This window comes from Microbacterium xylanilyticum (assembly GCF_054654695.1).
The window spans coordinates 974,469-995,365 of record NZ_BAAIEN010000002.1 but is presented as its reverse complement, the minus strand read 5'-3'; the positions used below and the strand labels follow the sequence as shown (position 1 = coordinate 995,365).

Below are 20,897 nucleotides of genomic sequence, written 5' to 3'. Positions count from 1 at the left end.
CGATGCCGTCCCGCTCCGTCGTGATCCGTGCCGAGGGCGGGGCGCACGCGCGCCCCGTCGCCGAGCTGGTGCGGCTCGCCCTGGCGCATCAGGGTCCGGTCGGGCTCACGACGGCGGGCGGACGCAGCGTGGACCTCGGCAGCGTGCTGGCGGTGATGGACCTCGCGCTCGTCCCGGGCGACGAGGTGGTGCTCACCGCCGAGGGACCCGGTGCCGAGCGGCTGCTGGAGACCCTCGCCGGCGTGCTGGACGGCTGAGCGCGCGCCCGCTCAGCCGTCGATGACGGCGACGAGCTCGTCCAGGAACCCGGTGAAGGTCGTGCCGCGGCGCACGATCCGCTGCACGCTCTCGCCCTCGCCGAAGACCTCGACGAGCTGCTCGAACACCGTCTGGAACGCCTCGCGGTCGTGCTCGCTGAACGCGGCGAGGGCGACGACCTGCACCCGGCCGCTCCCCCACGCGACCGACCCGGCCGCGACGCCGACGGCGATCGCGGTGCGCCGGGCGGTCATCTGCAGGGCGTGCGGGACGGCGAGCGCATCGCTGAACGCCGTCGACGAGAGCCGCTCGCGCTGGATCGTGTTCTCGATGTAGTCCTCGCCGATGAGTCCCGCATCGACCAGCCGGCCGCCGAGCAGGCGGATGATCCCCTCCTCGCCGACGTCCGGCAGGGGATGCACGAAGGCGTCCTCGGAGAGGTAGCGGGACAGCTCCTCGCGCAGCCGGGCCAGCCGTCGTGCGCGGCGCAGCCGGGCGGCCGTCTGCTGCACGCGCTCCACGTCGGCGTCGGTGAGGAACGGCTGGATGAGCACCGCCCGGTCGGCCGCGGCCGGCAGGGGCACGGTGGTGAGCACGAGGTCGCTGTCGATCTCGGACTCCCGGGGATCCATCGCGGTGATCACCCGGACCACCTCGATCCCCTGGCCGAGGGAGTGGTCCACGCGGGAGCGGAGCACCTCGTGCAGCTCGTAGTAGCCGGGGCAGACGATCGTGGCCGTCAGCAGGGTCTCCGCCCGGCGGCTGCGCTCCAGGCGTCCGCCGATGTGCATCGCGACGTACGCGATCTCGTCGTCGTCCACGCGGAGTCCGAGCCGCTCCTGCAGCCCGCTGACGACCGAGACGGCGACCTCGAAGATCATCGGGTACGCCGCCTTCAGCGACCGGGTCAGCGGGTTCCGCGCGCGCGACTCCTCCTGAGCCCGGCGGCGCAGGTTCTGCACGTGCAGGGCGAGACGCAGGATGAACGCGTCGTCCACGAGGTCGACCTGGTAGTCGGACGACGCCTGCACCACCTCGGCGCGCACCGCGGCCTCGACCTCGGCGTCGAGTCCCGCACGCGCGAGCTGGGCGGGGTCCGCGCCGCCCGGCGTCACGATCCGGGTCAGCACGAGGCGGGCGAGGTGCGCGAGGTCCTCGGTGCCGAGCTCGACCCCGAGCTGCTCCCGTGCAAGGGCGCGGATCGCCTCGGCCACCGGATCGGCGGCGTTCCGGGACTCGACGCCAGCGGAGCGGTCCGCGCCGTCGAGGGCGCGTCCGGCCGCGACCCGGTCCGCGGCGATCGCGATGTGCAGCAGCACGTCGGCGATCGCGAGCTCGTTGACGTAGTAGCCCAGCCTGCCCAGGGCGGAGACCAGCCCGTCCTTGAACGGGCCCACCGCGTCCGGCGGGATCGTCCCGCCCGCCAGCGCCAGGCGGAACGGATCCACCGGGAAGTCCGCGGCATCCATCTCGTCGTGCGCGAGCCTGCTCAGCAGCCGGCGCTGATCGCGCTCCGCGCCGCGCAGCCGCACGACGTCCCTGTCCCGCTCCAGGGTCAGCCGCGTGCCGTCCAGCAGCGACCGCACCCGGGCGAGGTCCGCCTCCAGCGTGGCCTCGCTGACGTGCAGCCGGTCCGCGGTGTCGAACACGTTGATGCCGGCCTCGTCGTCCAGCAGGGAGCGGACCAGGCCGTGCAGCCGCGCCCGCGGCGTCGACTCCGCACCCGCCTTGGCGGCGAGGGCCGCCCGGGCCGAGGCGCCCGCGCGGTAGCCCGCAGCCCCGGAGACGACGGCCTCCCCGTCCGGCACCCGCGCGTTCAGCGCCGTCACGTACGCCCGGACGCTGCGCGGCGTCACGCCCAGCAGATCGGCCAGCCGCGGGCCCGTGATCCACGCTTCCTCGCGCAGCAGCACGCTCAGCAGCCGGTCCTGCCGTCGAGTCGACACCCGTTGTCCCTTCACCCGCCCGCGCACCGCACGGTCACCCTCATGATGCCAGGATCCGGACCCCGGGGTCGCGGAACGGGTGTTCCGCCCGGGCGGAAGAGTTCCTGGTGGCCTCCGCCGCCGGGGCCGTCGAAGAATGAGCATCGGAGGAACGAATCGATGAGGATCCAGGTCATCTGCGGCGCCGGCGCATCCAGCACCTTCGTCGCGGCCCGGCTGCGGCGCGCCGCGCTCGCCGCCGGCTCCGAATGGGACGTCTCCGCGGCTCCGGCCGACGGGGTGGACGCGTTCGCCGACGTCGTCCTGCTGGGCCCCCACATCGCCGCGCTCCAGGAGGACATCGGCCGGCGGGCGCCGCGCGCGCTCGTGGTCGTGCTTCCCGAGGACGCCTTCACCGACCTCGACGGCAGCCGCATCCACACGTTCGTGGCGGCCGCCGTCTCCGCACCGAAAGGAACGTCATGACCGCGCAGACCCGCACCGTCCGCATCGGCTCATCCCACGGGCTGCACGCCCGCCCGGCGAAGATCTTCGCCCAGGCCGCGAAGGAGACGGGCATCCCCGTGACCATCGCCAAGGACGCGGGCAAGGCGGTGAACGCCGCGAGCATCCTCGGCGTCATCGCTCTCGGCCTCGAGCAGGGCGACTACGCGACCCTGACCGCGGAGGGCGAGAGCGCCGAGGCGGCCCTCGACCGGCTCTCCGAGCTGCTGTCCACCGACCACGACGAAGGCGCCGCGTGATGGCCGTGCTGCGCGGCGTCGGGATCGGCCAGGGCGTGGCGACCGGCCCCGTCCGGCACATGGCGGAAGCGCCTCCCGCGCCCGAGAACATCCCGAGCGCCATCGGCGCCGACGCCGAGCGCTCCCGTGTGCAGGACGCCGTCGCCGCGGTCGCCGCCGAGCTGAACGGTCGCGCGGAGGCCGCCGGCGGCGCCGCTCGCGAGGTTCTCGAGGCGCAGGCGATGATCGCCGAGGATCCGACTCTCGCCGACGAGGTCGAGGAGCGGATCGCGGCGGGAGCCACCGCGGAGTGGGCCGTGCACGACGCGTTCGCGGGCTTCCGCGCCTCCCTCGAGGCCGTCGGCGGCTACCTCGGCGAGCGCGCGGCGGACCTCGACGACATCGCCCAGCGCGTGATCGCCCGGCTGCGCGGCGTCGCCGCCCCCGGCGTCCCCGACTCCGAGCATCCGTTCGTGCTGGTCGCGCGCGACCTCGCCCCCGCCGACACCGCGCTGCTCGACCTGGAGAAGGTCCTCGCCCTGGTCACCACGGACGGCGGTCCGACCTCGCACACCGCGATCCTCGCCCGGGAGAAGTGCATCGTCGCCGTGGTCGGCGCCGCCGACGCGGCCACCGTCGCGGACGGCGAGACCGTGATCGTGGACGCCGCCGCGGGCACCGTCACGACGGGGCCCGCGGCAGACGAGATCGAGCGTGCCCTGACCCGCGCCGCGGACCGCCGCGCCGCCGACTCCGCACCGGCGACGCCGGGCGCGCTCGCGGACGGCACGCCGATCGCGCTGCTCGCGAACCTCGGCAAGCCCGGCGACGCCGCCGACGCCGTGGCCCGCGGTGCGGAGGGCGTCGGGCTGTTCCGCACCGAGTTCCTGTTCCTCTCCGCCACCCAGGCGCCCACCGTGGCCGCGCAGCGCGACGCGTACCGGGAGCTGCTCTCCGCATTCCCCGGCCGCAAGGTGGTCGTGCGCGTGCTCGACGCCGGTGCGGACAAGCCGCTGCCGTTCCTCAACGACGCGCACGAGGAGAACCCCGCGCTCGGGCTGCGCGGCCTGCGCGCGCTCCGCGCCAGCGAGGACATCCTCCGCGAGCAGCTGACCGCCCTCGCCGAGGCGGACGCCGAGACCGACGCAGACCTGTGGGTGATGGCGCCGATGGTCGCGACGGTCGAGGAGACCGCCTACTTCACGGCACTGGCCCGCGAGTACGGGCTGCGCACGGCCGGCATCATGGTGGAGGTCCCGGCTTCCGCCCTCCTCGCCGACCGACTGCTCCCACATGCGGACTTCGCCTCCATCGGGACGAACGACCTCACCCAGTACACGATGGCCGCCGACCGGCTGCTCGGTTCGGTCGCGTCCTTCCAGGACCCCTGGCATCCGGCGGTGCTCCGCCTGGTCGCCGAGGTCGGCCGTGCCGGAGCCGCGCTCGGCAAGCCCGTCGGGGTGTGCGGCGAGGCGGCGGCCGATCCCCTGCTCGCCGTCGTGCTCGCCGGCCTCGGCGTCGGCTCGCTCTCGATGGCGCCGGCTGCGCTGGCCGATGTGCGTCGCGCCCTCGCCCAGCACACGCTCGAGGACGCGCAGCGCCTCGCCGCTGCCGCGCTCGGCGCCGACGACGCCGACTCCGCCCGCGCCGCGGCGCAGAGCGCCGGCTGAATCCCCCTTCCCGACAGATCCCTCCCCCGAATCCACACAGAAAGCGATGACATCATGACGACGACGTCACCCACCGCCAAGCAGCCCGGATCCACGCGCGTCGCGGTCCAGCGCTTCGGCACGTTCCTCTCCGGCATGATCATGCCGAACATCCCCGCGCTGATCGCGTGGGGCATCTTCACCGCGTTCTTCATCCCGGTCGGCTGGACCCCCAACGCCGACCTGTCGACGATCGTCGGCCCGATGATCCACTACCTGCTGCCGATCCTGATCGCCTACACCGGCGGGCACATGGTGCACGGACTGCGGGGCGCGGTGGTCGGTTCGATCGCCACCTTCGGCGTGATCGCCGGCTCGGACAACCTCATCGCGCTGTACAACGCGGCACTGCTCAAGGCGGATCCGAACGCGGCCCCGCTCGGTCAGATCCACATGTTCATCGGGGCCATGATCATGGCCCCCCTCGCGGCGTACACCATGAAGTGGCTCGACAGCCTGTGGGACGGGAAGATCCGCAGCGGGTTCGAGATGCTCGTCAACATGTTCTCTGCGGGCATCTGGGGCTTCGTGATGGCGGTCATCGGCTTCTACCCGATCGCGTGGCTGGTCAACGGACTGATGAACCTGCTCAGCGCAGCCGTGAACTGGCTCGTGTCGAACCACCTCCTGCCGCTCACCAGCATCCTCATCGAACCCGCGAAGGTGTTCTTCCTGAACAACGCCATCAACCACGGCGTGCTCACCCCGCTCGGACTGGAGCAGGCCGCAGGCCCGCAGCACAAGTCGATCCTGTTCCTGCTCGAGGCCAACCCCGGCCCCGGAGTCGGGCTGCTGCTCGCGTTCACGATCTTCGGCATCGGCGCCGCACGGGCATCCGCACCGGGCGCGGCGGTCATCCAGTTCGTCGGCGGCATCCACGAGGTCTACTTCCCCTACGCGCTCATGAAGCCGACCCTGATCCTCGCCCTGATCGCGGGCGGAATGACCGGAGTCACGACCAACGTGCTGTTCAACGACGGTCTGCGGGCGCCCGCGGCGCCGGGAAGCATCATCGCCGTCATCGCGCAGACCTATCAGACCGATTACGTCGGCGTCATCCTCTCGGTGATCCTCTCGGCCGCTGTCACGTTCATCATCGCCTCGATCATCCTGCGCGCCTCCCGCAAGCGGGACCTCGCCGCGGAGGCCGCCGGCGAGGGCGGCTTCGCATCGGCGATCGCGCAGACCGAGGCGAACAAGGGCAAGGAGTCGGCTGCGCTCGCGGGCCTGCGCCAGCAGGGTGCATCCGCGTCGTCCGCCGTCGCCACGGACCGCCGCGTCTCCAAGATCGTCTTCGCCTGCGACGCCGGCATGGGCTCGTCCGCCATGGGCGCGAGCGTGCTGCGCAACAAGATCAAGAAGGCGGGGATCGAAGGCGTCGACGTCACCAACAAGGCGATCGCGAACCTCGACGGCAGTGAGGACCTGATCATCACGCAGCAGCAGCTGACCGACCGCGCCCGGGCGCGCAACGGCGAGGCGATGCACGTCTCCGTGGACAACTTCATGAACTCGCCGCGCTACGACGAGGTCGTCGAGCTCGTCCGCAAGCAGCACGACGGCGAAGCCTGACCCGACCGGAACGAGAGGAACACGACGATGAGCATCCTGACCCCCGACCGCGTCCGCATCCACGCCGGCTCCGCCACCCAGGAGGAGGCGCTGCAGGAGGCCGCGGGCCTCCTGGTGACCGCAGGCGCGGTGACCCCCGCCTACCTCGACGCCATGCGGCAGCGCGAGCAGACCGTCTCCACGTACATGGGCAACGGGCTCGCCATCCCGCACGGCACGAACGACGCGAAGGGAGAGATCCTCGCCTCCGCGCTGTGCGTCATCCGCTACGACGGCGGCGTGGACTGGGCGGGTGACCCGGTGACCTTCGTGATCGGCATCGCGGGCCGCGGCGACGAGCACCTGGAGATCCTGTCCCAGATCGCCATCACGTTCTCCGACGAGGACGAGGTCGCCCGCCTCGCCGCCGCCGGCTCCGCCGAGGAGCTGTACGACCTGCTGGCGGGGGTGAACGGCTGATGCCCGTCGCGGTGCACTTCGGCGCGGGCAACATCGGGCGCGGCTTCGTCGGCCTGCTGCTGCACGAGGGCGGATACGAACTGGTGTTCTCGGACGTCGCCGCCGAGCTCGTGAACGCGATCAACGCCGCGCCGGAGTACACCGTGCACGAGGCGGGTCCCGGGGGCGTCGACCACGTCGTCACCGGGTACCGGGCCGTGGACAGCCGCACCGACCCCGAGGCCGCGGCGGCCGCGGTCGCCACGGCCGACGTCGTCACGACCGCGGTCGGCCCGACCGTGCTGCGGTTCGTGGCGCCCACGATCGTGGCGGGGCTGCGGCTGCGCGACCCCGACCGGCCGCCGTTGCAGGTGATGGCCTGCGAGAACGCGATCGGGGCGACGGATCTGCTGCGCACCGAGATCGCCGCCGCCGCGGGCGAAGACGCGCCGCCCCTCCTCGCCCGCGCGGTCTTCGCGAACACCGCCGTCGACAGGATCGTGCCCGCGCAGGCGCCCGGGCAGGGCGTCGACGTCACGGTGGAGCCGTACTTCGAGTGGGCCATCGAGAGCGGGCCGTTCGGCGAGGATCCGCCACACATCCCGGGTGCGCACTTCGTCGAAGACCTCGCCCCGTACATCGAGCGCAAGCTGTTCACGGTGAACACCGGGCACGCGGCGACGGCGTACTTCGGCGAGCGCGCCGGGGCGATCACGATCGCCGAGGCCCTGGAGGATCCGGCGACCGCCGCCGCGGTCGAGGCGGCGCTGCAGGAGACCTCCGGTGTGCTGTCCGCTGTGCACGGCCTGGATCCGGAGGAGCTCTCCCAGTACCGCGCGAAGATCCTGGACCGGTTCCGCAATCCGCTCCTCCCCGACACCGTGCGCCGGGTGGGCCGGCAGCCGCTGCGCAAGCTCTCGCGGCACGAGCGGTTCATCGGCCCGGCGGCCATGGCCGCGGAGCGCGGACTCGGCACGTCGGCGCTGGTCGCCGCGGTCGGCGCCGCGTTGTCCTTCGACGCGCCCGAGGATGAGGAGTCGGTGCGGCTGCAGGAGCTGCTGCGCACCCTCGACGCCGACGCCTTCACCGTCGAGGTCACCGGCCTCGATGCCGCACATCCGCTGTACGCCCCGGTGCGCGACGAGGTCGCCCGGCACCAGGACCGGTAGTTCGGCGGGCCCGGCCGCGTCCGCGAGGATCTCGGCGCGGCTAGGCTCGTGCCATGGATTTCGCGACCCCGGTCACCCTCGAGAACGACTTCGTCCGGCTGGAGCCGTTGAGCGCGGGGCACGCCGAGGACCTCGCCGCCGCGACCGCCGGCCTCGAGGACCGCTGGTTCACGAGCGTCCCGTCCGCCGCGGGCGTTCCCGCCGAGATCGCACGCCGTCAGCGGATGCACGCGGAGGGATCCATGAATCCGTTCGCGATCGTGTCGCTGGACACGGGCCGCGCGGTCGGGATGACGACCTACTGCGACATCGATCAGCCGAACCGCACCGTCGAGATCGGCTACACCTGGCTGGCGCCCGAGGTGCACGGCACCGCGGCGAACCCGTCCGCCAAGCGCCTGCTGCTGGGACACGCCTTCGAGCAGTGCGACGCGATCCGCGTGCAGTTCTGCACCCACTTCCACAACCGTCAGTCGCGCGCGGCGATCGAGCGGCTCGGCGCCAAGCTCGACGGGATCCTGCGCAATCACCGCTTCGGCCCCGACGGCTCGCTGCGGGACACCGTGGTGTACTCGATCCTCCCCCACGAGTGGCCGGCGGTGCGCAACGGCCTCGACGCCCGGCTCGACCGGCGCAGGGCGCTCCTCCCGTCGTTCTCAGCCGACCGATAGGATCGGGGCACTACGTGCGGCGCCCTGGGACCGCGCGGATGGGGAGGACATGGCGACGAGGTCCTATGCCGTGATCGGCGCCGGCCCGTCGGGCCTCGCGGTGATGCGCGCCCTGCAGAAGGCGGGCATCGCCGCGACCGGGTTCGAGGCCTCGCACGACGTCGGCGGCCTGTGGGACATCACGAACCCCCGCAGCACGGTCTACGCCTCGGCGCACCTCATCTCCTCGCGCACCACGACCGAGTTCGCCGAGCTCCCCATGGGCACCGATGTCGACTATCCCGGCCACCGGCTGCTCAAGCGCTACTTCGACGACTACGCCGAGGCCTTCCGGCTGCGCGAGCGCTTCCGCTTCCGCACCCGGGTGGACCGCCTGGTGCGCGACGGCGAGGGCTGGATCCTGCACGCCACCGCCCACGGCGCCGGTGGAGCCGACAGCGCCGTGGTGGAGCGCTACGACGGCGTGATCCTCGCCAACGGCACCCTCGCCGAACCGAACATCCCCGCCTTTCCCGGTGCCTTCTCCGGCGAGCTGCTGCACACCAGCGCCTACAAGGATCCGGCGCAGCTCGCCGGCCGCCGCGTGCTCATCGTCGGCGCCGGCAACTCGGGCTGCGACATCGCCGTCGACGCCGTGCATCACGCGGCGAGCGTGGAGATGAGCGTGCGCCGCGGCTACTACTTCGTCCCGCGCTACCTGTTCGGCCGCCCCAGCGACACGCTCAACCAGGGCAGGCCGCTGCCGGCGCGCCTCAAGCAGGCGGTCGACTCCCGGGTGCTCCGCGCGTTCACCGGCGATCCGGTGCGCTTCGGCTTCCCGAAGCCCGACCACCGCATCTACGAGTCGCACCCGATCGTGAACACGCTCGTGCTGAACCATCTCGGCCAGGGCGATCTGCGCATCCGCGCCGACGTCGACCGGTTCGACGGATCGACCGTGCACTTCCGCGACGGGTCGAGCGGCGACTACGACCTGGTGCTGCTCGCCACCGGATATCTGCTCGACTACCCGTTCGTCGACCGCGAGCACCTGCACTGGACCGGCGCCTCGCCGCGGCTGTTCCTGAACATCTTCCCGCCGTCGTTCAACGGCCTCTTCGTGTGCGGGATGATCGAGGCCAGCGGCATCGGCTGGCAGGGCCGTTACGAGCAGGCCGAGCTGATCGCGGCGTACCTCGCCGCGACGGAGCAGGATCCTGGCCGCGCCGCAAGGTTCCGGCATCGGGTTGGGACGCGGCCCTGGCCCGACCTCACCGGCGGGTACCGCTATCTGGGCCTCGACCGGATGTCGTACTACGTGAACAAGGACGCCTACCGGCGCGCCGTGCGCGTCGAGAAGGAGGCTCTGCGATGAGGCGCGTCCTGGTCACCGGCGGTGCCGGCTTCCTCGGCACCAGGGTCGCCGATCTGCTGGTCGACCACCCCGACGTCGACGTCGTCCTCTGCGGCGACCTGCGCGAATCCGCCGTCCCGGGGGTCGTCTCGGTGCGGGTGGATGTCACCGATCCGCTCGCTCTGCCCGACCTGCTGCGCCTGCACCGCATCGACACGGTGGTGCATCTGGCCGCCATCGTCAACCCGGGTCGCGATGTGCAGGCCGAGTTCCGCGTGGACGTGCAGGGCTCGTCGAACGTCGTGGCCGCGTGCGTCGAGGCCGGCGTGCGCCGTCTCGTGGTGTCCAGCTCCGGCGCCGCATACGGCTACCACGCGGACAATCCGGACTGGATCGACGAGACGGACGCGCTGCGCGGCAACGACGAGTTCCCGTACTCGCGGCACAAGCGCATGATCGAGGAGCTGCTCGCCGCCGCCCGCACCACGCACCCGGCCCTGGAGCAGGTCGTGTTCCGGATCGGCACCGTCCTGGGACCGACGGTCCGCAACCAGATCACGGCGCTCTGGGATGCGAAGCGGATCCTGCGCATCGCCGGATCCGACTCCCCGTTCGTGTTCATCTGGGTCGACGACGTGGCGGCGGCCATGGTGCGCGCCGCGGTCGGCGACGGTCCGCCCGGGATCTACAACGTCGCAGGCGACGGCGCCCTCACCGTGCCGGAGATCGCGCGCCGGCTGCGCAAGCCGCTGCTGACGCTGCCGGCGCCGCTGCTCGCGGTCGCACTCGCGATCGGCAGTGCGCTGCGGATGACCGAGAACGGGCCGGAGAAGATCCGCTTCCTGCGGCACCGTCCGGTGCTGCGCAACGCCCGCCTCAAAGAAGAGTTCGGCTACGTGCCGCGGCTCACTTCGGCGGAGGCGTTCGAAGCGTACATCCGCACCCATCCGGACGTCGTGCGCGGAAGCTGACGGGCCCGTCCCCCGTCAGCGCGTGCCGGCTTCGACCAGGACCACGCCGCCGACGATGATCGCGAGGCCGAACGCCGTCATGACCGAGATCCGGTCGCGGAACAGCACCCGCCCGAGCACGGCCGTCGCCGCGACGCCCAGCGCCGCCCAGACGGCGTAGGCGATGCCGACGGGCATGCCCAGCGCCAGCGTCGCGCCCAGCAGCACATACGAGACCAGGTAGCCGACGACGATCGCCGGGATGTGGCGGCGGCGCCGGAAGCCCTCGGAGGCGCGCAGGCTCAGCGTGGCGGTCACCTCGGCGGCGATGGCGCCGAGCAGCAGCAGCCAGGTCACCCCGCGCCCCCGCGGTCTCCTCGGACGTGCCGGGTGCCGAGCTCGGCGAGCAGGACGCCGGCGATGATGACCCCCAGCCCGGTGAGCGAGAGCGGGCTGAGCGCCTCGGCGAAGAGCGCCGCCGCGGCGAGTGCGGTGAGCGCCACGCCGATCGCGGACCAGATGCCGTAGGCGACGCCCACGGGCATGCCGCGGGTGAGCACCACGCCGAGGAGCCAGAACGAGCCGCCGTATCCGACCGCGACCACGCAGAGCCACCACCAGGATCCGCCGGTCGACACCGCGCGCAGGCTGAGCGTCGCGCTCACCTCCAGCACGATCGCGAGCAGCAGGGGCGGCCACGCGCTGCGCGGCCCGTCTCCGGCCGGCGTCCGATGCGGTGCGGGAGCGGGCGGCTCAGACGAGGACATCGTCGAGCAGCGGGTGCAGGTGCCGGGTGCCCAGCACGCCCGCGGCGGTCTTCGCCCCCGCTGCCAGGGCCTCGTCGAGCCCCAGGCCCGACAGCGTCGCGTCCAGCACGCCCGCGAAGAACGCGTCCCCGGCCCCGTTGGTGTCCACGACCTCGACCGGCTCTGCCGCCACGCGGTGCAGCGCCCCATCGCGGTCGATCGCGATCGCGCCGTCGGCACCGAGCGTGCACACGGCCAGCACGGCGCCGGCATCGATCCGGCCGCGGAGGAAGCCCTCCGGATCGTCGAGGCGGTCCGCGCTGCAGAACACCACATCCGCGGCATCGAGGAACGGCTGGTGGAACGCGGCGGATCCGTCGTAGTCGTGCGCGTCGACCCAGATCGGCGCACCGGTCGCACGCGCCTCGTCGATCGCGTCGAGCCCTTCGGCCGAGAGATCGAGCACGATCGCGGACGCGCCGGCGAGCCCCTCGTCGCGGGCCGCGTCGTGGCCGTCGCCTGCGGCGGGCTCAGGCGAGGACAGATAGAGGGACACCCGCTCCCCGGCGCCGGTCATCAGGTTCAGGTGCCGCTCCGAGGCGTCCGCGGGGCGCAGGCCCGCCAGCGGCACGCCGGCGCGCTCCAGCGCCTCCCGGATCCGGTCCCCGGCCTCGTCCGCGCCGACGCGGGCGCGCAGGGACACCGCGCGCCCGAGCCCGACCAGACTCAGCGCCTTCCCGGCGCTCGTGCCGCCCACGGTCTGCCAGTCCGACTCGGCGAACTGCATGTGCGGCGTGGGATCGGGGAGCCGGTCCAGCAGCACGATCGTGTTCCACGACACCGCCCCGACGATCGCGACGCGTCCGGATCCCGAGACCTCACTCATCGAAGCCCTCTGCGATCATCTCGACGAGCTCCTCACGCTCCTCGACCGGGAGGAAGGCCCCGGCCGCGGCGTTGAACTGCAGCGACTCCAGGTCCTCCAGGTCGTAGCCGAAGGCGTCGACGAGGAGCGCCATCTCCCGCGTCAGCGACGTCGCGCTCATCGTGCGGTTGTCGACGTTGACGGTGACGGCGAAGCCGAGCTGGTACAGCAGGTCGAACGGGTGGTCGGCGAACTCGCTGCCCCACGCCGCGATCGCCCCGGTCTGCAGGTTCGACGACGGCGACAGCTCGAGCGGGATCTCCCGGTCCCGCACCCAGCGGGCGAGGTCGCCGAAGCGCACCTGCACCTCCTCGCCGTCCCGGTTCACGATCTCCAGGTCCTCGGCGATGCGCACGCCGTGGCCGAGGCGCAGGGCGCGGCCGTCGATGAGCGCGGAGCGGATCGAGTCCAGGCCCGCTGCCTCGCCCGCGTGCACGGTGGTCGGGAACATCTGCCCCGCCAGGTACTCGAAGGTGTCGCGGTAGCGCGAGGACGGGTACCCCGCCTCGGGGCCGGCGGTGTCGAAGCCCACCACCCCGCGGTCCCGGTTCGCGACGGCGAGCTCGGCGATCTCGCGCACCCGATCGGTCTGGCGCATCGCGGACAGGAGCTGGCCCACCCGGATGCTCTTGCCGCTGCGGTCGGCGGCGTCCTCGCCCTCGTCGATGCCGTCCTGCACCGCGTCGACCGCCTCCTGCAGGGTGAGCCCGGCGGTGAGGTGCAGCTCGGGCGCCCAGCGCACCTCGCCGTACACGACCCCGTCGCGCACCAGGTCCTCGACGAACTCGCGCGCGATCCGGCGCAGGTTGTCCGCGGTCTGCATCACCGACAGCGACACGTCGAAGGTCTTGAGGTAGTCGACCAGCGATCCGGCCGAGGCCTGGGTGCGGAACCACATCCCGAGCGCGGTCGCATCGGTGTGCGGCAGCTCGATCCCCGCCGCATCGGCGAGCTCGATGATGGTGGCGGGGCGCACCCCGCCGTCGAGGTGGTCGTGCAGCGAGACCTTGGGCAGTCCGCGGAGGGACAGGCCCTCGACGTCCAGGTCGCCGTTCGCGTCGATGGGCATGACGGATCCTTCCTCGGCGGGCGGATGGGGAGGGTTTGTCGAGGCGGCGCACCGCCCGGCATCAGCCTAGGCCGTGATCCGCTCGCGCACGAGGGGGCCGCGCGCGATCGGCGCGGCGCCGATCTCCCAGGCTCCCGCGACGGCCTCGAGGGCGCGCTCGAAGCGTGCCGGGTCGTCGGCGGACAGGGTGAACACCGGATCCCCGGCGCGGACGGAGTCGCCGGGCTTGACGTGCAGGTCGATGCCCGCGGCGAACACCACGGCGTCCTCCGCGCGCGCCCGTCCGGCGCCGAGCCGCCACGCGCCGATCCCGAAGGGCAGCGCGTCCATGCGGGTGATGAGGCCGTCGGCGTCCGCGGTGACCGTGTGCGTCTCGCGCGGGAGCGGCAGAGCCGCATCCGGGTCGCCGTCCTGGGCGCGGATCATGGCCTTCCAGGAATCCATGGCCCGACCGTCGTCCAGCGCCTTCTCGACATCCGCGTCGGGCTGGCCGCTGAGCCCCAGCATCTCCCGGGCGAGCGCGAGGGTGAGCTCGCGCACATCGGCGGGACCGCCGCCCGCGAGCACCTCGACGGATTCGCGCACCTCGTTCGCGTTGCCGATCGCGAGGCCCAGCGGCACGTTCATGTCGGTGAGCAGCGCGGTCGTCGACACGCCGGAGTCGGTGCCGAGCTCGACCATGGTGCGCGCCAGCTCGCGCGCCCGGTCGATGTCCTGCATGAACGCCCCGGATCCGAACTTCACGTCCAGGACGAGCGCGTCCGTGCCCTCGGCGATCTTCTTCGACATGATGCTCGACGCGATCAGCGGGATCGCCTCGACCGTGCCGGTGACGTCGCGCAGGGCGTAGAGCTTCTTGTCGGCGGGGGCGAGGCCGGATCCGGCCGCGCAGATCACCGCGCCGACGTCGCCCTGCAGCTGCGCGAACATCTCCTCGTTGCTCAGGGCCGCGCGCCAGCCCGGGATCGACTCGAGCTTGTCGAGCGTGCCGCCGGTGTGACCGAGGCCGCGCCCGCTCAGCTGCGGCACCGCGACCCCGAAGCTCGCCACGAGCGGCGCGAGGGGCAGCGTGATCTTGTCGCCGACCCCGCCGGTGGAGTGCTTGTCGACGGTCTTCTTGCCGAGGGCGGCGAAGCTCATCCTCTCCCCCGACGCGATCATCGCGTCGGTGAGCACCCGGATCTCGTCGCGCTGCATGCCGCGCTGGAACACGGCCATCGCGAACGACGCCATCTGCGGATCCGTGACGTAGCCGCGGGTGTACGCGTCCACCATCCACCGCAGGGCCGGCTCCGGCACAGCCCCGCCGTCGCGCTTGATGCGGATGACGTCCACTGCGTCGAAAGGCTCCACCGTGCTCATCGCGCATTCTCCAGATCTCTCGGCCCGAACGCATCGGGCAGCACTTCATCGATCGTCCTGATGCCGGAGACGGTCTCCAGCAGCATGCCCGGTGCGGAGTGCTCGTAGAGCAGCTGCCGGCACCGGCCGCACGGCATGATCGTCTCGCCCTCGCCGTTCACGCAGAGGAACGCGATCAGCCGTCCCCCGCCCGACATGAACAGATCGCCCACCATCGCGCACTCGGCGCACAGGGTGACGCCGTAGGACGCGTTCTCGACGTTGCAGCCGGAGACGATCCGTCCGTCGTCGACGAGCGCGGCGGCTCCCACCCGGTAGTGCGAGTAGGGCGCGTAGGCCTTCCGCTGCGCCTCGTCCGCGACGCGACGCAGCTCATCCCAGTCGATGTCCACCGGATCCTCCTAGGACTTGATGTACGGCTTGCCGGACGCTGCCGGCCCGCGGATCTGCCCGACGAACCCGACGACGGCGAGCACGGTGACCAGGTACGGCAGCATGAGCATGAACTCGCTGGGGATGGGCGTCTTCAGCACCGACAGCAGGTTCTGCAGGTTGGTCGCGAAGCCGAAGAGCAGCGCGGCCAGGGTCGCGCGCACCGGATCCCAGCGGCCGAAGATCACGGCGGCGAGGGCGATGAAGCCCAGGCCCGCCGTCATGTCCTTCGTGAACTGCGGCACGGAGACCAGCGTGAAGTACGCACCGCCGACGCCGGCGATCGCGCCCGCGAGCAGCACGTTCCAGAACCGGGTCGGATTGACCTTGATGCCCACGGTGTCGGCCGCCTGGGGGTGCTCGCCCACGGCGCGCAGCCTCAGGCCCCACCGGGTGCGGTACATGCCCCATGCCACCAGAGCGACGGTGAAGTACATGAGGTACACGAGGAACGTCTGGTTGAACAGCGCCGGGCCGATGACCGGGATGTCGCTGAGGATCGGGATCTTCACCAGGGAGAAGCGCGTCGCCGTGTTCAGGGTCTGTCCGTTGGGTGCGAGCACGGCGCCGTAGAGGAAGCCGGTCAGGCCGGAGACGAAGACGTTCAGCACGACGCCGACGATGACCTGGTCGACGACGTACCGGATGGCGAACGCCGCGAGCACGAAGGCGACCACCACGCCGCCCAGCATCGCGCCGATGAGGCCCACGAAGGCGTTGTGCGTGACGGAGGACAGGATCGTCGCGGTGAACGCGCCGAGCAGGAACTGGCCTTCGATCGCCACGTTGACCACGCCCACGCGCTCGCCGATCACGCCACCGAGGGCGCCGAACACGAGCGGCACGGCGAGGGAGACGGATCCGCCGAGGAGCCCTGCCAGGGTGATCGCGCCCGATGCACCCGCCCCGGACCAGGTGAGGAACGCGGTCATGGCGAGCGCCGCGTACACGATCGGCAGCCACAGCCCGAACCGGCGGTAGCCGAGTGCGGCGACCAGGGCTGCGACGGCGAGGGCGACGGCGAGCGCCCAGGTGACCCAGATCACCGGGCCCGCCGGCACCGCCACGTCGCCGAGCGCGATCACGGCGCCCTTGTCGGCGAGCCGGTAGGTCGTGGTGCCGTAGCGCGGCACGAGGAGGAACAGCAGCCCGAGCAGGGCCGCGATGATCAGCAGGGTGACCGGGGACTTCAGCGAGCGCACCTTGATGACGGTCGGCTCTTCGATCGCCGCGGGCGAGGACAGGGAGGTGCTCATGCGGCCGCCGCCTTCGAGTCGGAGGAATCGGTACGATGCGCGGCCCGCCGCGCCGCGCGACGCGCTCGCGCACGGGGCGAGAGCTCCGCGTCGTCCTTGGGCAGGAAGAAGATGGCGCGCACCAGCGGCGGCGCGGCGATGAACAGCACGATCAGCGACTGCACGACCAGCACGATGTCGACCGGGATCGACTGCAGCGCCTGCATCGGGAAGGATCCGGCCTTGAGCGCACCGAAGAGCAGGCCGGCCCAGAACGTGCCCCAGGCGCGGCTGCGGCCCAGCAGCGCGACGGTGATGGCGGTGAAGCCGATGCCGGCGTCGATGCCGCCGTCGAACCCGCTCGTGATCGTGCTCTGGATCTGGATCATGCCGGCGAGGCCCGCCAGGCCGCCGGAGATCAGCATCGCGTAGATGTAGATCCGAGGCACGCTGATGCCCGCCGCCCGCGCGGCGTGCGGGTTCTCGCCCACCGCGCGCATCCGGAAGCCGAGGCTGGAGCGCTCGATCAGCCACCACACGAACACCGTCGCGACGATGACGAGCACGATGCCCAGGTCGAGGTCGCCGAGGCCGGGCAGTTTCGGAAGCTGACCGCTGGCCGGCGTGGGCCGCGAGATCGGCTGGATCTGGTTCGGCTTCTGCAGCAGCTCCGGGACGCGCACCATCCAGGTGACGAGGTAGAACGCGATGTAGTTGAGCATGATCGTGAGGATCACCTCGTGCGCTCCCGTGCGCGCCTTGAGCAGACCCACCAGGCCGCCCCACAGCGCGCCCGCGACGATGCCGACGATGAGGGTGAGCGGCACCTGGATGATCGCGGGCAGCTGGAGCTGGAACGTGAACAGCGCGGCGGCCGCGCAGGCGATGAGCATCTGCCCGCGTGCACCGATGTTGAACAGGGCGACCCGGAACGCGACAGCGACGCCGAGCCCCGCGGCGATCAGCGGCACGGCGAAGCCGATGGTGTTGCCCAGCGGCTTGATCGCCGAGGCGAAGTCGGGCGCGGAGAAGTCGATGACGGATCCGGTGAACAGTGCCGAGTAGCCGCCCCACACCGCCGTCCACGCGGCGCCGAGGGTGTCGGTCGGCCGCGCGAAGAAGTAGCCGGACGCGGTCTGCACGTCGGGGTTGGTGACCGCGATGAGGACACCGCCGACGATCAGCGCGAGCAGGATCGCGAGCACGGTGGTGACGGCGCTGCCCCGCAGGATCTCGCGGAGCACCCGGTTCGACACCGGGATCTCCTGGATGTTGCGCGTCGGCGGGGCCGCGGAGATCCGCGGCTCGTCGGGGGCGGGCGCCACGGGTCCGCCGTCGGCGCTCGGCGCCGGCTCGGGCGCCGGCGTCCCGGCGGTGGGCTCGGATGCGGTGCTCATGCGGCTTCCTCCGTCGGGTTCTCGCCGGCCATCATCAGACCGAGCACATCGCGCGGGGTGTCCGCCGGGACGATCCCGACGACGCGACCGCGGTACATCACCGCGATGCGGTCGGCGAGCGCCACCACCTCGTCCAGCTCCGTGGACACCACGATCACCGGGATGCCGGAGTCACGGGTGGCGACGATGCGCTTGTGGATGAACTCGATGGATCCGACATCGACGCCGCGCGTGGGCTGCGAGGCGAGCAGGAGCTTGAGCTCGCGGTTGAGCTCTCGCGCGATGACGACCTTCTGCTGGTTTCCGCCCGACAGGGAGCCCGCGGCCTGGCCGGGGCCCTGCGTGCGGATGTCGAACTCGGTGATGCGCTCGCGGGCGAACTCGTCCAGGACGCCGCGGCGGATCGTGCCGGCACGAGTGAAGAACGGATCGTCCGAACGATCGAGCATGAGGTTCTCGGCGACCGAGAACGCGCCCACCAGGCCGTCCTCGTTGCGGTCCTCCGGGACGAAGCCCACACCCGCGGCGAGCACCTGGTTCACGGTGCGCCCGACGAGCTCGACGCCTTCCAGGCGGATCGAGCCGGTGGTGCGGGTGTCGAGGCCCATGATCGCCTCGGCGAGCTCGGTCTGACCGTTGCCCTGCACACCCGCGATGGCGAGCACCTCCCCGGGGCGCACCTGGAAGCTCACCCCGTCCACGATCACCACGCCGTCGGCGCCGATCACGCGGAGATCGCTGACGACCAGCCCCTGGCCCTCCCCGATCCGCGGCGGGTCCTTGTGCACGGTGAGCTCGACCGCCCGGCCGACCATCATCGATGCGAGCTCGGTGTTGGAGGACTGCGGGTCCGCCTCGCCGACGACCTTGCCCAGCCGGATGACCGTGATCCGGTCCGCGATCGCGCGGACCTCGCGCAGCTTGTGGGTGATGAAGACGATCGCCGTGCCCTCGTCGCGCAGCTGCTTCATGATCCCCATGAGCTCGTCGGTCTCCTGGGGTGTGAGCACCGCGGTGGGCTCGTCGAACACGAGCACCTTCGCGTCGCGGCTCAGCGCCTTGATGATCTCCACGCGCTGCTGCACGCCGACCGGCAGATCTCCCACGATCGCGTCGGGGTCGACCTCGAAACCGAAGCGCGCCGCGACGGAGCGCACGTGCTCACGCGCGGCGGCGATGTCCAGCACGCCGAGGCCCTTGGACTGCTCGTGCCCGAGCATCACGTTCTCGGCGACGGTGAACACGGGGATCAGCATGAAGTGCTGATGCACCATCCCGATGCCTGCGGCCATGGCGTCACCCGGACCGCGGAAGTGCTGCGGCACGTCGTCGAGCAGGATCTCGCCCTCGTCGGCCTGGTACAGGCCGTAGAGCACGTTCATCAGGGTCGATTTGCCGGCGCCGTTCTCGCCCAGCAGGGCGTGGATCTCGCCGGGCTCGACGACCACGTCGATGTGGTCGTTGGCGACGAGGGATCCGAAGCGTTTCGTGATGCCGCGCAGCTCAAGCTTCATATCAGTGACCTTATCCGGGGGCCTCGGAGGCGGGAAAGAGCGCGGGACGCCCCACCCCGGCCGTCGCGCCGGAGCGACGACGGCGGAGCGGAGACGTCCCGCGCCAGGTGAGGGTGATTACTTCGGCGAGCTGGGCGAGGAGACCTTGATCTCGCCCTTGATGATCTTCTCCTGCAGGGCCTTCAGCTCGTCGGTGAGGCCCTTCGGGAGCTTGCTCTCGAAGTCGTGGAAGGAGGACAGGCCGACGCCGTTGTTCTCCAGGGTGCCGACGTACGGGGTCGCGTCGAACGATCCCTTCGCGGTCTCGGTCACGGTGGTGTACACCGCGTCGTCGATGCGCTTCATGATGGACACCAGGATCTGGTCGGCGACCGACGGGTCGGCGACGGCGAGGTCGGAGTCGACGCCGAGCATGACGGTCTTCTTGCCGCTGTCCTTGATGGCGGCGCTCGCGGACAGGTAGATCGGGCCGCCGACGGGCAGGATCACGTCGACGCCCTGGTCGAGGATGCCCTGCGCGGTCTGCTTCGCGGTGTCGTTCGCCTTGAACTCACCGGTGAAGGAGCCCTTCTGCGCGTCCTTGTCCCAGCCGAACGACTCGACCTTGACGCCCTTGTCCTCGTCGTACTTCTTCACGCCGTCGACGAAGCCGTCCATGAAGATCGTCACCGGCGGGATCTGCATGCCGCCGAAGGTGCCGACCTTGTTCGCACCGGCCTGAGCCGACCATGCCGCGGCGGCGTAACCGCCGAGGTACGCGGCCTGAGCGGTGTCGAACAGCAGCGGCTTGATGTTCGGCGCGTCCGGCTTGCCGTCGTTGTTGGTGTCGGCGATGGAGTCGATGATGCCGAAGTCGATCTTCGGGTTCGCCTGCGCGGCGGCCGAGATCGCGGCGTCGAGCTTGAAGCCCACGCCGATGATCAGCGTGCACTTGCCGGCGATCAGGGAGTCGATGTTGCTCTTGTAGTCATTGTCCGACTTGGACTCGGTGGTGATCGGCTTGACGCCGAGCTCCTTGCCGGCCTTCTCGATGCCGTTCTTGGCCGACTCGTTGAAGGACTTGTCGTTGAAGCCGCCGCTGTCGGAGACGAGGCAGGGCTTGAAGTTCGCGTCAGCGGGCTTCGCGCCGCCGCTCGAGCCGGCCGGAGCAGGCGCGGATCCGCATCCTGCCAGGGCGACGATGACACCGGCAGCGACGGTCGCGCCGATCAGCTTCTTGGTGAGGGAGATGGTCACTCGGGCCTCCAGAAAACGAGCCCGCGGCCATCGCGGGACACTTGAAAGTTACCGACTATGACGAAGATCGGGCATCCTCGTCCGCGTCGCTGGACTCAATGGTTACAAACATGAGATCACATGCGCTTGCCGCTGCTCAGATGAGCACGGGCATCAGACGTCTTCCGCTTTTGTGCAGGCGAGTGCGCATCTGCAGGCGCGACCGGACGCCTC

21 protein-coding genes are annotated in these 20,897 nt (G+C 71.4%); 10 read left to right on the top strand and 11 right to left on the bottom strand.

Going from position 1 to position 20,897, the window contains the following annotated elements; genetic code table 11:
- The first annotated feature begins 2 nt into the window (after window positions 1-2).
- On the top strand, window positions 3-257 hold the full coding sequence (locus ACYQ1L_RS05280) for an HPr family phosphocarrier protein (protein WP_460003196.1): 255 nt from the start codon (window positions 3-5) through the stop codon (window positions 255-257).
- Window positions 258-269: 12 nt separating this feature from the next.
- Here the strand turns inward: ACYQ1L_RS05280 and ACYQ1L_RS05275 are convergent, their stop codons facing one another.
- Window positions 270-2,204 carry a BglG family transcription antiterminator gene (locus ACYQ1L_RS05275; protein ID WP_460003195.1) on the bottom strand — a complete coding sequence of 645 codons (1,935 nt, stop codon included), beginning with the start codon at window positions 2,202-2,204 and terminating at the stop codon, window positions 270-272.
- A gap of 159 nt (window positions 2,205-2,363) precedes the next feature.
- Between ACYQ1L_RS05275 and ACYQ1L_RS05270 the strand changes: the two genes are divergently transcribed.
- The 9 genes from ACYQ1L_RS05270 to ACYQ1L_RS05230 are packed head-to-tail and all read left to right on the top strand — an operon-like array spanning window position 2,364 to window position 10,789.
- Complete coding sequence (locus ACYQ1L_RS05270) at window positions 2,364-2,669, top strand: PTS sugar transporter subunit IIB (RefSeq protein ID WP_460003194.1); 306 nt, start codon at window positions 2,364-2,366, stop codon at window positions 2,667-2,669.
- The gene (locus ACYQ1L_RS05265) at window positions 2,666-2,947 is read left to right on the top strand and encodes an HPr family phosphocarrier protein (RefSeq protein WP_460003193.1); all 282 of its coding nucleotides are present in this window, start codon (window positions 2,666-2,668) and stop codon (window positions 2,945-2,947) included. Before ACYQ1L_RS05270 ends, ACYQ1L_RS05265 begins: the two co-directional genes overlap by 4 nt.
- On the top strand, window positions 2,947-4,596 hold the full coding sequence (ptsP, locus tag ACYQ1L_RS05260) for a phosphoenolpyruvate--protein phosphotransferase (RefSeq protein ID WP_460003192.1): 1,650 nt from the start codon (window positions 2,947-2,949) through the stop codon (window positions 4,594-4,596). The genes ACYQ1L_RS05265 and ptsP overlap by 1 nt, the downstream gene beginning before the upstream one ends.
- Window positions 4,597-4,650: 54 nt before the next feature.
- On the top strand, window positions 4,651-6,207 hold the full coding sequence (locus ACYQ1L_RS05255) for a PTS mannitol transporter subunit IIBC (RefSeq protein ID WP_460003191.1): 1,557 nt from the start codon (window positions 4,651-4,653) through the stop codon (window positions 6,205-6,207).
- A gap of 27 nt (window positions 6,208-6,234) precedes the next feature.
- Entirely contained in the window at window positions 6,235-6,666 is a 432-nt protein-coding gene (locus tag ACYQ1L_RS05250; protein ID WP_460003190.1) for a PTS mannitol transporter subunit IIA, read from the top strand.
- Window positions 6,666-7,814, top strand: coding sequence for a mannitol-1-phosphate 5-dehydrogenase (locus tag ACYQ1L_RS05245; protein WP_460003189.1), 1,149 nt, complete (start codon window positions 6,666-6,668; stop codon window positions 7,812-7,814). The genes ACYQ1L_RS05250 and ACYQ1L_RS05245 overlap by 1 nt, the downstream gene beginning before the upstream one ends.
- A gap of 53 nt (window positions 7,815-7,867) precedes the next feature.
- On the top strand, window positions 7,868-8,485 hold the full coding sequence (locus tag ACYQ1L_RS05240; protein WP_460003188.1) for a GNAT family N-acetyltransferase: 618 nt from the start codon (window positions 7,868-7,870) through the stop codon (window positions 8,483-8,485).
- A gap of 49 nt (window positions 8,486-8,534) precedes the next feature.
- The gene (locus tag ACYQ1L_RS05235; protein WP_460003187.1) at window positions 8,535-9,839 is read left to right on the top strand and encodes a flavin-containing monooxygenase; all 1,305 of its coding nucleotides are present in this window, start codon (window positions 8,535-8,537) and stop codon (window positions 9,837-9,839) included.
- The gene (locus ACYQ1L_RS05230) at window positions 9,836-10,789 is read left to right on the top strand and encodes an NAD-dependent epimerase/dehydratase family protein (RefSeq protein ID WP_460003186.1); all 954 of its coding nucleotides are present in this window, start codon (window positions 9,836-9,838) and stop codon (window positions 10,787-10,789) included. Before ACYQ1L_RS05235 ends, ACYQ1L_RS05230 begins: the two co-directional genes overlap by 4 nt.
- Window positions 10,790-10,804: 15 nt before the next feature.
- Here ACYQ1L_RS05230 and ACYQ1L_RS05225 read toward each other — a convergent pair whose 3' ends face one another.
- The 10 genes from ACYQ1L_RS05225 to ACYQ1L_RS05180 all read right to left on the bottom strand — a co-directional run bounded on the left by ACYQ1L_RS05225 (window position 10,805) and on the right by ACYQ1L_RS05180 (window position 20,684).
- Window positions 10,805-11,125, bottom strand: coding sequence for a DMT family transporter (locus tag ACYQ1L_RS05225; protein ID WP_460003185.1), 321 nt, complete (start codon window positions 11,123-11,125; stop codon window positions 10,805-10,807).
- Complete coding sequence (locus tag ACYQ1L_RS05220; RefSeq protein ID WP_460003184.1) at window positions 11,122-11,535, bottom strand: DMT family transporter; 414 nt, start codon at window positions 11,533-11,535, stop codon at window positions 11,122-11,124. The genes ACYQ1L_RS05225 and ACYQ1L_RS05220 overlap by 4 nt, the downstream gene beginning before the upstream one ends.
- The gene (locus tag ACYQ1L_RS05215; RefSeq protein ID WP_460003183.1) at window positions 11,522-12,400 is read right to left on the bottom strand and encodes a carbohydrate kinase family protein; all 879 of its coding nucleotides are present in this window, start codon (window positions 12,398-12,400) and stop codon (window positions 11,522-11,524) included. The genes ACYQ1L_RS05220 and ACYQ1L_RS05215 overlap by 14 nt, the downstream gene beginning before the upstream one ends.
- Window positions 12,393-13,508 (bottom strand): adenosine deaminase, encoded by a 1,116-nt coding sequence (locus tag ACYQ1L_RS05210; RefSeq protein WP_460003182.1) that lies wholly within the window; start codon window positions 13,506-13,508, stop codon window positions 12,393-12,395. The genes ACYQ1L_RS05215 and ACYQ1L_RS05210 overlap by 8 nt, the downstream gene beginning before the upstream one ends.
- A 66-nt stretch (window positions 13,509-13,574) precedes the next feature.
- Window positions 13,575-14,870, bottom strand: a complete 1,296-nt coding sequence (locus ACYQ1L_RS05205; protein WP_460003181.1) for a thymidine phosphorylase — start codon at window positions 14,868-14,870, stop codon at window positions 13,575-13,577.
- Window positions 14,867-15,262, bottom strand: coding sequence for a cytidine deaminase (locus tag ACYQ1L_RS05200; protein WP_460003180.1), 396 nt, complete (start codon window positions 15,260-15,262; stop codon window positions 14,867-14,869). Before ACYQ1L_RS05200 ends, ACYQ1L_RS05205 begins: the two co-directional genes overlap by 4 nt.
- Window positions 15,263-15,271: 9 nt before the next feature.
- A complete protein-coding gene (locus tag ACYQ1L_RS05195; RefSeq protein WP_460003179.1) occupies window positions 15,272-16,558 on the bottom strand; it encodes an ABC transporter permease in 1,287 nt (428 codons plus the stop codon).
- A complete protein-coding gene (locus ACYQ1L_RS05190) occupies window positions 16,555-17,934 on the bottom strand; it encodes an ABC transporter permease (protein WP_460003178.1) in 1,380 nt (459 codons plus the stop codon). The genes ACYQ1L_RS05195 and ACYQ1L_RS05190 overlap by 4 nt, the downstream gene beginning before the upstream one ends.
- Window positions 17,931-19,448, bottom strand: a complete 1,518-nt coding sequence (locus ACYQ1L_RS05185; protein WP_460003177.1) for an ABC transporter ATP-binding protein — start codon at window positions 19,446-19,448, stop codon at window positions 17,931-17,933. Before ACYQ1L_RS05185 ends, ACYQ1L_RS05190 begins: the two co-directional genes overlap by 4 nt.
- Window positions 19,449-19,565: 117 nt before the next feature.
- Window positions 19,566-20,684 carry a BMP family lipoprotein gene (locus ACYQ1L_RS05180; protein WP_460003176.1) on the bottom strand — a complete coding sequence of 373 codons (1,119 nt, stop codon included), beginning with the start codon at window positions 20,682-20,684 and terminating at the stop codon, window positions 19,566-19,568.
- Between the last annotated feature and the right edge of the window lie 213 nt (window positions 20,685-20,897).